This is a genomic window from Streptomyces silaceus, assembly GCF_001419745.1.
Lineage (GTDB): Bacteria > Actinomycetota > Actinomycetes > Streptomycetales > Streptomycetaceae > Streptomyces > Streptomyces silaceus.
The window spans coordinates 1-13,687 of record NZ_LIRJ01000122.1 but is presented as its reverse complement, the minus strand read 5'-3'; the positions used below and the strand labels follow the sequence as shown (position 1 = coordinate 13,687).

Genomic DNA, 13,687 nt, shown 5'->3' with positions numbered 1-13,687 from the left:
CAACGGGACGTGGCGCAGCTTGGTAGCGCACTTGACTGGGGGTCAAGGGGTCGCAGGTTCAAATCCTGTCGTCCCGACTTTGCGAAGTCGTGAGGGAGAGGCCGCATCGGAGAAGATCCGATGCGGCCTCTCTTTCGTTTCCGGTGCCGGTCCGTCGCCTTCTTCCGGCTCCTGGACTCAGGTCGCCGAGGGGGCGCGGTCCTGGGCCGACTCGGGCTCGGGCTCTGTCTTGGGGGCGGTCGCGGACTCGGGTCGTGCCGTGACCCGCTGGGACGTGCGGCTCTTGGAGAAGCGGCGCATCAGGGGCAGCTCGAAGTAGCGGTGGATGACCACGGAGAGGGCCACCGACACGGCGATCATCGCGAACACGACGCCGAAGCGGGCGCCCGTGGACAGGTCCGGCTCGCGCCCGAGCGCGTGGCGGACGGCCATCATCAGGGGGAAGTGCGTGATGTAGAGGGCGTACGAGGCGTCGCCCAGGGTGATGAGGGCGGGCCGGGGCAGCAGGCGCGAGCGGCCCTCCTGGTCGGCGACGGCGATCTTGGCGATGAGCGCGGCGAGCATCGGCGCCATCCCGGTGGCGAACGCGTACTGCGGGGGCAGGGCCGGCAGCGCGAGGACGAACACGACGAACCCGCCGGCCACCACCCAGTTGCTGACGCGGGGCCAGACGCCGGTCTGCAGCATGCGGGCGGTCACGATGCCGAGCACGAACTCCAGCAGCCGCACGGGCGGGAAGTTGTAGCTGAACCACATGCTGTGCTCGTTGATGGGGAACCAGTCGTACAGCTTCGGGCCCGGGACGAGCGTGGACACCAGCGGCATGAGGAGGATCGCGGCGGTGAGGCCCAGCCACGCGCGGCGCAGCCGCTCGGCGGGGATCTTGCGGACCAGGACGATGAGCGCGGGGAACAGGGCGTAGAAGAACAACTCGCAGGAGATCGACCACGCCGGGGTGTTGAAGCCCCCGAACACGTCCGAGTCCGGCACCCAGTCCTGCACCAGGAAGAGGCTGGTGAGGGCGGACGTCGCGTCGTGGCCGGGCGGAGCGACGACGGGGACCTGGGCGACGGTGACGGTGAAGAACACCAACGTCGCGGTCCAGCCGAGCAGATGGTTCGGGAAGATCTTCCACAGCCGGCGCCGCAGGAAGGCGCGGGGCCGGTCGTCCGGCCGGTGCACCCAGGCGAGCACGAAGCCGGACAGGACGAAGAAGCCGCTGACCGCGCCCGCGGCGAACGGATAGACGGTGCCGAGCCCGTCGTGCAGGGAGCCGTCGAAGAGTCCCGAGGAGAAGGACATGTGGTACCAGATCACGGGACAGGCCAGGATGAAGCGCAGGCTTGTCAGTGACGGCAGACGGCTGGAAGCGGTCGACGGCAGTTGGCCGGAAGTGGGCACGCCGGACATGAGTCCGTGCCTCCAGGGTGTGAGGTGATTCGGAACAGGGGCGGCGCCCAAGTACCGCTGTGAGCAGGCCGGTTGGGAACGCCGCGGTACCCCCGCGCGCCCAGAGGGGGCGGCAGGCAGAGGGAAGCCCACAGCTGGCGATCATCAAAAGCGACGGCGGGACACGATGAAAAGTGCTGAATCAGCCATCCATGGCGCGCAGTTCGGAAACTCTGGCCGATAATCGCCCCTGACGTTCCGTCATGGCGCGATCCGGCCGCCGTGGACTCCGCTACCTGGGAGCCATTCTGATGGCGCCGTCCAGCCTGACCGTCTCGCCGTTGAGCATGGGGTTCTCCACGACGTGCGCGGCGAACGCGGCGTACTCCTCGGGGTGGCCGAGGCGGGCCGGGTGCGGGACCTGGCGGCCCAGTGCGTCGATCGCGGAGTCCGGGAGCACGTCGAACATGGGCGTGCGGAACAGGCCTGGCGCGATCGTGACCACGCGGATCCGCTCATGGGCGAGATCGCGGGCGAGCGGCAGGGTCATGCCCGCGATGCCGGCCTTGGAGGCCGCGTAGGCGGCCTGCCCGATCTGGCCGTCGTACGCCGCCGCGGACGAGGTGTTGATGATCACGCCGCGCTCCTCGCCCGCCTCCTCGTAGCGCGTCATGCGCGCGGCGGCGAGCCGGACCACGTTGAAGGTGCCGATCAGGTTGACCTGGACGACCTTGGCGAACGCGTCCAAGGGGAACGGGCCGTTCTTGCCGACGGTCCTGAACGCGTTGCCGATCCCCGCGCAGTTCACGGCTATGCGCAGGGTGCCGAGGCTCGCCGCGAGGTCGACCGCGGCGCTGACGTCCTCCTCGCTGGTGACGTCGCCCCGGGAGAACACGACGCCCTCGCCCAGCTCCGCCGCGACCTCCTCGCCCCGCGCGGAACGGCCGAGAACGACCACCCTCGCGCCCCGGTCGCGCAGTTCCCGCGCCGTCGCCAGGCCGAGGCCTGACGTACCGCCGGTGACCAGCGCGACGCTTCCTTCGATTCGCACCTTGTGCTCCTGTCCTGGGGTGTTCCGATGTGCCCGGAAGGGGCGTGATCCTATCTTGCGCAGGTGAGGAACAAGGGTTCCGAGGAGATGTCACGCTCCGTTCCGCGCCTGGAATGGATCATCACACTCTGCTTATTGATCGCGTTGCTTCCGAGGGGTAGCGTCAGCGTCAGCCTTATGGGAGAGCGAAAAGCGGATCGAGTCCCTTCGCGGAAGTCCCGAAGGTGCTGCAAACTGCAGTGTGCGTACTGTAACGGGGGATATTTGATGGAAACTTTCACTTTGCCAATGATGTTTGCGGCAGCATAGGTCTCGTGCTGCCGTAGCGCGCCCGCTCTCCTGCGTCGTGCAGGTGGGTGGGGTGTCGCCGATCTTCTGTATCGTCTGGGCTCCTTGCCTTCCCGACGCCATTCCATTGCTCGGACATCAGCGGTCAGCCATGTCCGGACAGGGCTGGTGGCGTTGTGCCCTGATTCCTTCCGAGTCGACTCGCGCATGCCTGCGTGAAAGGCGTCCGGAAAGGTTTCGTCAATCTTCCGCGGTTGTTCCCGGACCGGGCTCCAGGGCTGGTTCGATGCTGTTCTGGAATGGATAACGATGAGCGACGTGTCGTCATTCGACGAGACTTTCACCGTCACCTCCGACAATCCTTTGCTGCACGGTCACGTCGTGCACGGACGCCGTCTTCTGCCCGGTGTGGGATATGTCGATCTGGTGCTGCAGGTCCTCGCCCGGCACGGCTTCGCGATGCCCGAGGTGGAACTGCGGAACCTCACCATCCTGGCGCCACTGGTCGCCGCCCCCGGTGAGGAGGTCAGGACCACCGTGGCCGGAAAACCCGCCCCCGCGGGCGGGCTGCGCGTCGAGGTGCGCAGCCGCCGGGCCCAGGACACCACGGACGTCCTGCACGCGGTCGTCTCGGCGCACCGGCGCACCCCCGCCGTCTTCGAGGAGAGGCTCCCGCTGCCGCTCACCGACGTCGACCGGGTCACACGTCTCACCGACATCTACACCTGGCTGCGCGAGCGCGAACTGCACCACTCGGGCCTGATGAGGATCGGCGGCACGGTGCACCACCGCGCTGCCGACTGGGTCGCCGAGGTCGAGCTCGGCACCGCGTACCGCGACACCGCGGACGGCTTCCTCTTCCACCCCGCGCTGTTCGAGGGCGGATTGCTCGGCGGCAGTGTGGGCAGCCACATGCTGCACGAGGGCGAGAGCGCCGAGGGCCTCTATCTGCCGCTCGTCTTCGAGTCGTTCCGGGCGGCCGCCCCGCTGGGTACGCGCTGCTTCGTCAGGGTCCCCGCCGACTCGATGCGCAGGGACGACGAACTCATCCGTCTGGCAGTGGAGTTCTACGACGAGAACGGCGCGAAGGTCGCCGAGATCGGGCGGCTCGCGGCCAAGCGGGTCCGGTCGGTGACGGCGCTCGACGTGCGGGACGAGCCCGCCGCCTCGGCCGTCGGTGGTCCCGGTCCTGTCCCGGCCCACGTGCCCGATCCGATCGATGCCCCGGCCGCCGGACGCGATGTCGGCACCGTGCTCCGCGAGCTGGTCGGGGCGCGCCTCGGGACGCCGTCGGCACAGGTCGACGTCCACGGAAGCTTCTACGAACTGGGGCTCGCCTCGGCGGACCTGGTGTCCCTGGTGCCCGAGCTGGAGGACCGGCTGGCCCGGCAGCTCTCACCGACCGTCATGTTCGAGTACCGGTCGATCGCCGAGGTCGCGGCCGGGCTGGGGGAGCCGGCGCCGCAGGAGAGGGCAGCGGCCGACAGGGCCACCGCCCCCCGTACTCCTGCCGCACGGGTCACCGACGACGCGAGCGCCGCGACCCTCGCCGTGCTCACCGACGAGGTCGCCGCCCAGCTGAACGTCCCGGCCGGCGAGGTCGATCCGGACGCCGAGTTCGCCGAGTTCGGGCTCGACATCACCGGACTCGGCCGCCTCGCCGCCCGGCTGACCGACCGCTTCGGCGTGCCGGTCCCGCCCGCCGCGTTCCCGGCGCACCGGACCGTACGGACCGTCGCCGACGACCTCACCGCCGAGCTGGCCGCTCTGCACCCGCACGCGGGGGCGACGTCTCCGCACGTCCCCGGCCCGGCCGCGGAGGCCCGCCCGCACTCCCTGCTGCACGCCCAAGCGCCGGACGTGGACGGCGGCGGCACCGGCGGCGGTGCCGCTGAAGGCGCCTCGTACCGCACGCGGTTCGACGGCGACGAGCCGTTCCTGCGGGACCACCAAGTGCGCGGTGAGCGCATCCTGCCCGCCGTCGCCCAGCTGGAGATGGCGCGCGCGGCGGTCGCGCGAACCCTTGGCGAAAGGCGCGCGGACGGTCCCGTCCGCCTCGACGACGTGGTGTGGCTGCGGCCCGCGACCGCGGGCCCCCAGGGCCTCGAACTCCACGTGGACGTACGCGAACTGCCGGGCCGCGGCTGGGAGTACAGCATCCACGGCCCCGGCACGGACGGCGAGCGCACGCCGTACAGCCAGGGTCGCGCCGGCCTCCCCACGGACGCCGCCCGGAGCATCCCGCCGCTCGCCGAACTGCGCGCGGCCTGCGCCGACCGGACCGTCCCCGCCGCCGATGTGTACGCGCTGTACGCCCAGGTCGGCATGGACTACGGACCGGCCCAGCGCTCCCTCGTGGAACTGCGCCTCGGTACCGACGAGATCGGCCGCCCCCAGGTGCTCGCCGAACTCCGTCTGCCCGCCGAGGCGCCGCCCCTGGACGACTGCCACCTGCACCCGAGCGTCATCGACGGCGCCCTTCAGGCCACCGTCGGACTGCGTCTGGCGCACGGGTCGCGCGACGGGGGACCGGCCAGGCCCGCGCTGCCGTTCGCGGTGGAGCACGTCGTGGCCCACGCCGCGACACCCGCCACCGCGTACGCCTGGATCAGGCACCAGCCGGGCAGCGACCCGGCCGCCGCCACGACCCGCCTCGACGTCACCGTGCTCGACGAGCACGGCCGGGTGTGCGCGGACGTCACCGGGCTGAGCACCCGTGTCCTGGCGGACGCGCCGGGCGCCGCGGGCCGGGAAGCGGACCGCGCCGCGGACCGGGACGCGCACAGCCGGATCACGCCGGTCGTGCCCGCGCCGGCAGCGGCCCCCGCCGCCACCGACATCGCGATCATCGGCCTGAGCGGCCGCTATCCCGAGGCCCCGGACCTGGACACGTTCTGGCAGAACCTCCGCGCGGGCCGCGACTGCATCCGTGAGGTGCCCGCGGACCGCTGGGACCACCGCCGCAACGTCGCCACCGACGGTTCCTCCGCCGGGAAGTGGGGCGGATTCCTCGACGGGATCGACCGCTTCGACCCGCTGTTCTTCCAGATCTCCCTGCACGAGGCCGAACTCCTCGACCCCCAGGAGCGGCTCTTCCTCCAGTGCGCCCACCACACCCTTGAGGACGCCGGATACGCGGCGGGTCCGGCCGGCAAGGTCGGGGTGTTCGTCGGCGTGATGTACCAGGAGTACCAGCTGCACGGCGCGCAGGCGCAGGAGCGCGGGCAGCAGGCCGCGCTCTCGGGCAGCGCGTCGAGCGTCGCCAACCGGGTGTCGTACTTCTACGACTTCACCGGCCCGAGCATGACCGTCGACACCATGTGCTCGTCCTCTCTGACGGCCATTCACCTGGCGTGCGAGGCCATCAAGAGCGGCCAGTGCGAGACGGCCCTCGCCGGTGGTGTGAACCTCCACTCCCACCCCAACAAGTTCCTGATGCTCAGTCAGCGCAGGTTCCTCGCCAGCGACGGCAGGTGCCGCAGCTTCGGCGAGGGCGGCGACGGCTACGTGCCGGGCGAGGGCGTCGGCGCGGTCCTGCTCAAGCCCCTGGAGCGGGCGATCGCCGACGGGGACCACATCCACGGCGTGATCAAGGCGACCGCCCTGAACCACGGCGGCCGGACCTCGGGCTATTCGGTGCCGTCCCCGGCGGCGCAGGGCGCGGTCATCGCGCAGGCGCTGGCGGGCGCGGGCGTCGACGCCCGCTCGCTCGGCTACCTGGAGGCCCACGGCACCGGCACGGCCCTGGGCGACCCGCTCGAAGTCGTCGGCCTGAACAAGGCATTCGAGGCACACGGCGTGCGCCCGGAGCGCTGCGCGATCGGCTCGGTCAAGTCCAACATCGGGCACTGTGAGAGCGCGGCGGGCATCGCGGGCCTCACCAAGGTGCTCCTGCAGATGCGCCACGGCGAGCTCGTGCCCAGCCTGCACTCCGACACGCTCAACCCGCGCATCGACTTCGACAGCACTCCGTTCCGGGTGCAGCAGCACCTGGAGCCGTGGCGGCGGCCGGCCGGTGCGGCCGACGGGACGCCGGGGGCGCTCCCGCGGACCGCCGGGGTCTCCGGCTTCGGCGCAGGCGGTTCCAACGCGCATCTCGTCGTCGCCGAGTACGTGCCGTCGGCCCCGCGCCCGGCGCGGCCCGCCCGCGCGACGCGCCCCGAGCTGCTCGTGCTCTCCGCGCAGAGCGAGAGCCAACTCGTCGCACAGGCGCGGCAGTTGTGGACGCGCCTCGGAGAACTCGCCGACGGGGCGTTCCCGGACGTCGCGTGGACGCTCCCGGATGTCGCGTGGACCCTTCAGACGGGTCGGATGGCTCTGGAGGAGCGGCTCGCCTTCGCCGCCTCCTCGCTCGACGAGGCCCGCGCGCACCTCGACGCGTTCGTGTCCTCTCCCGGCGGTACGGGCGAGTGGGTGCGCGACACCGTGCGGCCCGGCCATCTGCCCGGCGCGGCCGACGAACTCGCGCTGCGCACGGCCGTGTCGGACTGGACGGACCGCGCGGAGCCCGGTGAGCTGCTGCGTCTGTGGGGCCGGGGAGCCACGGTGGACTGGGCTTCGCTGCGCGGCCCGGCGCCGCTTCCGCACCGCGTCGGCCTGCCCGGGTACCCCTTCGCCCAGGACCGGTGCTGGTTCGACGCGGAGCCCGCGCCCGCGGGCCGTGCGCAGGTGGGGGGCTCCGCCCCGGCGGGGGCGGGCAAGGGCATCGACGCGCCGGGCGAGATGGTCCTGCTGCGGTCCACGTGGGTCGAGCAGGCCGCCGCGACCGGCGAAGGTCGCGCCGACGCGGCCTTCGCCGAGCGCCACCTCGTGGTGATCGGCCGGCTCGGAAACGGAGAACGCGACACCCTTCGCGCCGCGCTGCCCGCCGGGACGGCGAGCCACTTCGTGGACCTCGCCGACGGCGCGCCGGCCGACACGTATGCGCAGACCGCCGAGCACGTGTTCACCCTGCTCCGGACGGTCCTCCAGGCAGGTGTGCGGCAGCCGGCGCTGTTCCAGGTCGCCCTGGTCGGCTCGGCCGCGACGGACGGCGCCGAGCGCGAACGCCTGGCCTGCTACGGCGGCCTCGCGGGCCTGCTGCGCACCGCCCACCAGGAGAACCCCCGGCTGCACACGCAGTACGTCGAGTGCCTCGACGGCGCGGCCCCGGAGACCGTCGCCGCCCGGCTGGCCGCCGAGGCGGCGTACGAGCCCGAACCGGAGGTGCGCCACCGCGACGGGCGGCGCCTGCTCGCCCGCCACGCCGAGATCCGTTCCGCCCGCGCCGCGGCCACGCCGTGGCGTGAGGACGGCGTCTACCTGATCACCGGGGGAGCCGGTGGGCTCGGCCGGATCGTCGCGCACGAGATCGCCGCGTCCGTCCGGCACGCCACCGTGGTCCTCACCGGCCGCTCGCCGCTCGACGAGGAGCGGCGCGGCGCGCTGAACGCGCTGCGCGCGGCCGGCCTCACCGTCGACTACCAGCGCGCCGACGTGGCCGACCGCGACGCGGTCGCCCGGGTGCTCGCCCATGTCGCGGACAACCACGGTCCGTTGACGGGCATCGTGCACAGCGCGGGCGTCCTCGCGGACGGCTTCCTGCTCCGCAAGAGCGAGGAGGAGCTGGCGCGGGTCCTCGCCCCCAAGGTCGCCGGCCTGGTGCACCTCGACGAGCTCAGCAGCGACCAGCCGCTGGACGTCTTCCTGTGCTTCTCGTCGATCGCCGGGGCCTTCGGCAACGCCGGACAGGGCGACTACGCGGCGGGCAACGCGTTCATGGACGCGTACGCCACCTACCGCAACGCGCTGGCCGACGCCGGCGCGCGGCACGGCAGGGCCGTGTCGATCGGCTGGCCCCTCTGGGAGGAGGGCGGCATGGGAGGCGGCGCCGTGCGGGAGAACCTGCGCAGCGTCGGCCTGGCCCCGCTGGACACCGCACGGGGACTGAGGGCGCTGCGGTGCGCCCTGGCTCCGGGGGACAACGGCCTCACGGAGGGGCGGATGACCGTGCTCGTGGGGGAGCGGGACGGGGTGCTCGGGCAGCTGGTCGGCGCCGAGGCCGCAGGCGGTGCCGAGGTCGCGGGTGATGCGGAGGCCGCGGCCGACGTCGAGGCCGGGGCCGTCGTGGCGCCGAATGCCGTCGGGGCCTCGCACACCTTCGACACCTCGGGCACCCTCGACACCTCGAACACCCTCGGCGCCTCGAACACCCTCACCGCCTCGGACGACGACGCGGTGCTGGAGGACAAGGCGGTGGCTCACCTGCGGCGCGTGCTCGCGGCGTCGCTCAAGCTCACCCCCGAGCGCATCTCCGCCGACGCGCCCCTGGAGCGGTACGGCATGGACTCGGTCATCGCGGTGGGCGTGATCTCCGGCCTCGAGGAGTCGTTCGGCAGGCTGTCGCGCACGCTGCTCTTCGAGGTCGAGACCGTCCGCGACCTGGCCCGGTACTTCATCACCGACCACCCGCAGGCCCTGCGGGCACTGGTCGGGGTCCCCGAGCGCACCGCGGTGCCCGCGCCGCGTACCCCCGTGGCCGCCGAGGCACCCGTGGCCGACGCGGGCCCCGCGGCTCCGGTCGCACCCGTCGTACGGGAAGACGTCCGCGTCACCGCACGCGACCGCGCCACGGAACCGCCCGCCCCCGCTACCCGGGACGTGGCGATCATCGGCATCAGCGGGCGCTACCCGCAGGCCGACGACCTCGGCGCGCTGTGGGCGAACCTCCGCGGCGGCAAGGACGGCGTCACCGAGGTGCCCGCCGACCGCTGGGACCACGAGGCGCTCTTCGGCGACCTGGCCGACGACCGGGCGCGGCCCGGCAAGTGGGGCGGCTTCCTGGACGGCGTCGACCGGTTCGACCCGCTGCTCTTCGGCATCTCGCCGCGCGAGGCCGCCGCCCTGGACCCGCAGCAGCGGCTCTTCCTGGAGACCGTCTGGCAGCTCCTGGAGCAGAGCGGCGTGACGCAGGAGGTCATCGAGCGGCGCTACGGGCGGCGCGTCGGCGTGTACGTCGGCGCGGCCTACCACCTGTACCGCGCCGACGAGTCGGCGGACCCCGCCCTCGCGGCGCTGACCTCCGCGGCCTCGTACAACATGATCGCCAACCGCGTGTCGCACTTCTTCGGTCTCGAAGGGCCGAGCCTGGCCGTGGACAGCATGTGCGCGTCGTCGGCCATGGCCGTCCACCTGGCCTGCGCCGACGTCCTGCGCGGCGAGACCGAGCTGGCCGTCGCGGGTGGCATCAACCTCACGGTCCACCCGGACAAGTACGTGGCGCTCGCCGAACTCCAGCTGCTCGGCAGCGGGCCGGGCAGCCGCAGCTTCCGCGACGGGGACGGCTATCTGCCCGCCGAGGCCGTCGGCGCGGTGCTGCTCAAGCCGCTGGACGCGGCGCTGCGCGACGGCGACCGCGTCCACGCCGTCATCAAGGGCACGGCCAGCATGCACGGCGGCCGGGCCAACGGCTTCATGACACCGAGCCGCAGGACGCAGGTGAAGGTCATGCGGCGGGCGCTGGAACAGGCCGGAGTCGCGGCGGACTCCATCGGGTACGTCGAGGCGGCGGCCAACGGCACGGCGTTCTCCGACGAGGTCGAGTTCGGCGCGCTGCGCGAGGTGTTCTCCGAGGTCACCGAGCCGGTGGCGCTCGGCACCGTGAAGTCCAACCTCGGCCACCCCGAGGCGGCCTCCGGCATCGCCCAGCTGACCAAGGTCGTCCTCCAGATGCGCCACCGGGAGCTCACGCCCCTCGTGGCGGCGGGCGACCCGAACCCCCACCTGGACTTCGACGGCACCGCGCTGAACCTGTGCGAGGAGCTGACCGACTGGCGGCCGCGCGCCGTGGCGGACGCCGACACAGACCCCGCTCCCCGTCGCGCGCTCATCAACTCCGTTGCCGCGGGCGGCAGCCACGTCAGTATCGTCGTCGAGGCGCCGCCCGTCACACAGGACGCGGAGACCGACGCCACGGCGCAGGCGGGACCCCAACTGGTCGTGGTGTCCGCCGGCACGCCCGAGCGGCTGCGGACGGCGGCCCGGCGTCTGGACGCGTACCTGGACGGCGAAGGCGACGGCGGGGCCGGTCACGACGGCGGTGACGTCCCGGCCGCGCGCCTGGCGGACATCGCGTACACCTCGCAGCTGGGCCGCGAGACGCTGCCCGAGCGGCTCGCCGTGGTGGCGGGCTCCGTGGCGGAGCTGCGGCAGGGCCTGCGATGGTTCTGCGCGGACGACGCCGGGGCCCGGGGCGACACGCCCGCGCCCGTACCGGTCCACCACGGCAACGCCGAGGAGGACGCGGGCCCGCTGGGCACCGTCCTGTCCGGCGTCCGGGGCGAGGCGTTCCTCGCCGGACTCGTCACGGACCGCGCGCTGGAGCACCTCGCCGAACTGTGGGTGCGCGGAACGGCCGTGCCGTGGGCCGAACTCCACGACGGGCGACGCCGGTTCGTGGAACTGCCGACGACGGCCTTCGTGCCCGGACAGTACTGGGTCGGCCGGCGGCCGGGGGCGCCCGCGCCGTCCGGCGCCGCGTCACCCGCCTCCGGGCACCAGGACGCGGCCGACGGACACCAGACCCGCGCCGGAACCCCGGCACCCCGGCCCGCGCGACCCGCGGACCCGGGCCTGACCGACGCCGAGCGGACGCTCGTCGACGTCTGGTCGGAGCTGCTCGACATCGACGCGAGCGAGCTCGGCCGGACCAGCAACTTCCTCTCCCTGGGCGGCAATTCGCTCCTGGCGACCCGCCTGATCAACCAACTGGAACGGCGCACCGGAGCACAGCTGCCGGTCCAGGCACTCTTCGACGCCCCGCGCCTGGCCGACATGGCGGCCGAGCTGGAGCGCCGCACCCCCGACGGATCCGCCGGAGCCCTCGACGTCAGGGCCGTCCTCGAGGGCATCGCCCTCGTCGAGGCCATGAGCGACGCGGAGCTCGACGCGCTGGACATCGCGAAGTAAGCAGACGGGACGACGATGACCATCACCAATGAGCCGGGCGTGCAGGACCTGGTCCACAGGATCCGCTCCCTGGAGCCCCGGCGACGACGCGCCCTGATGGCGCTGCTGGAGAAGCAGGGCGTCGACCTCTTCGCGCTCGGCGTCATCCCCCTGTCGGCACGCGGGGACGACGAGCCCGTACCACTGTCCTTCACCCAGCAACGCCTGTGGTTCCTGGCCCAGTTGGACGGTGCGGGTGCCGCGTACAACATCCCGATGGCCGTACGGCTGCGCGGCCGCCTGGACCGCGCCGCGCTGGTGGACGCGCTGCGCGAGGTGGTGCGGCGCCACGAGGCCCTGCGCACCCGCTTCGTGGACCACGACGGCGTGCCCTACCAGCACGTCCTCGACGGCGGCGACTTCGAGGTCGGCCTGGAGGAGCTCGCCGACCCCGCCGCGCTCTCCGACATCTGCGCACGGGAGGCGGCCGCCCCCTTCGACCTGGAGCACGACACGCTGATCCGGGCGCGGCTCCTGCGCGCGTCCGCGCAGGAGCACGTCCTGCTGGTCACCATGCACCACAGCGTCTCCGACGGCTGGTCGATCGGGGTCCTCTACCGCGACCTCGTCGCCCTCTACGAGGCGTTCCGCGCCGGACGCCCCTCGCCGCTGGAACCGCTGCCCGTCCAGTACCCGGACTACGCGAGCTGGCAGCGCCGTTGGCTCGACGAGACGGTGCGCGGACCGCAGGTGGCGTACTGGCGCGAGCGTCTCGCGGGCGTCAATCCCCGCCTGTCGCTGCCCGCCGACCGGGAGCGCCCGGCGGTCAAGACGTACGACGGCGCACGCGAGACGTTCCGCTGCCCCGCCGAACTCCTCGACGCCCTGCGGGAGATCGGCGCGCGGTACGACGCCACGCTCTACATGACGCTGTTCGCCGCCTACACCGCTCTACTGCACCGCTACACCCAGGAGACCGACGTCGCCGTCGGCACGGTCGTCGCCAACCGGGGCCGGTCCGAACTCGAAGGCCTCATCGGTTTCTTCGCCAACACCCTGGTGATGCGCGCCGACCTCTCCGGAGACCCGGCCTTCCCCGAGCTGCTCGCCCAGGTGAAGCAGCGTGCCCTGGAGGCGTACGCGCACCAGGACGTCCCCTTCGAGGCCGTGGTCGACGCCCTGCGGCTGGAGCGCAGCCTCGCCCACTCGCCCGTCTTCCAGACGATGTTCGTCCTCCAGGAGGCGCAGACCGCCGAGGAGACCCGCTTCGGCGAACTGGAGGTCCTGCCGGTCGAGTTCGACGTCCGGGCAACCAAGTTCGACCTCACCCTCGACCTCCGCGAGACCCCCGAGGGGCTCGCCGGATTCATTGAGTACAACACCGGCCTCTTCGACGCCGAGACCATCCGGCGCTTCATACGCCACTACACCAGCGTCCTCACCGCCGTGGCCGCCGCCCCCGAGCAGCCCGTCTCCCACCTCTCCGAGCTTCCCCCGGCCGAGCGTCGGCGGGTGCTGGAGGAGTGGAACGCGGCTCCGGTGGGTCTGGTGTCGGAGGAGAGGTGTGTTCATGAGTGGTTCGAGTCGGTGGTGGCCGGGGCGTCGGACGCGGTGGCGGTCGAGTTCGAGGGCGTGTCGCTGACGTATGGCGAGCTGAATGCGCGGGCGAATCGTCTGGCGCGGCATTTGCGTGAACTGGGTGTGGGTCGCGAGACGTTGGTGGGTCTGTGTCTGCCGCGCAGTGAGCTCATTGTGGTGGCGGTGCTGGCGGTGCTGAAGGCGGGTGGCGGTTATGTGCCGCTGGACCCGGCCGCCCCCGTCGAGCGGCTGGAACACGTGCTGCGGGACAGCGCGCCCGGCGTACTGATCACCGACGGTGAGGTTCCGGAGGGGCTGGACACGGTCGGCATCCCCGTGGTGGACGTGCGGGCGGACGCCGAGGCGTGGTCCGGACTGCCGGACGGAGACCTGGGCCGCGCCGACGACTCCTCCGGGCCGGCCGACGTGGCGTATGTGATCTATACGTCGGGGTCG

General features: G+C 72.5%; 4 protein-coding genes and 1 tRNA gene. 3 read left to right on the top strand and 2 right to left on the bottom strand.

Annotation, left to right across the window (positions count from 1 at the left end; genetic code table 11):
• The first annotated feature begins 3 nt into the window (after nt 1–3).
• A tRNA-Pro gene (locus tag AOK22_RS13645) sits at nt 4–77 on the top strand.
• Between the two features lie 100 nt (nt 78–177).
• Here AOK22_RS13645 and AOK22_RS13640 read toward each other — a convergent pair.
• A complete protein-coding gene (locus AOK22_RS13640) occupies nt 178–1,401 on the bottom strand; it encodes an acyltransferase family protein (RefSeq protein WP_244164774.1) in 1,224 nt (407 codons plus the stop codon).
• Nucleotides 1,402–1,681: 280 nt separating this feature from the next.
• A complete protein-coding gene (locus AOK22_RS13635; protein WP_055698896.1) occupies nt 1,682–2,440 on the bottom strand; it encodes a 3-hydroxyacyl-CoA dehydrogenase in 759 nt (252 codons plus the stop codon).
• A gap of 606 nt (nt 2,441–3,046) precedes the next feature.
• Here AOK22_RS13635 and AOK22_RS13630 point away from each other — a divergent pair.
• Nucleotides 3,047–11,674 (top strand): SDR family NAD(P)-dependent oxidoreductase, encoded by an 8,628-nt coding sequence (locus AOK22_RS13630; RefSeq protein ID WP_425264024.1) that lies wholly within the window; start codon nt 3,047–3,049, stop codon nt 11,672–11,674.
• A gap of 15 nt (nt 11,675–11,689) precedes the next feature.
• Nucleotides 11,690–13,687, top strand: a 1,998-nt coding sequence (locus AOK22_RS13625; RefSeq protein WP_157872235.1) for a condensation domain-containing protein, incomplete at its 3' end; no start/stop codon positions are given.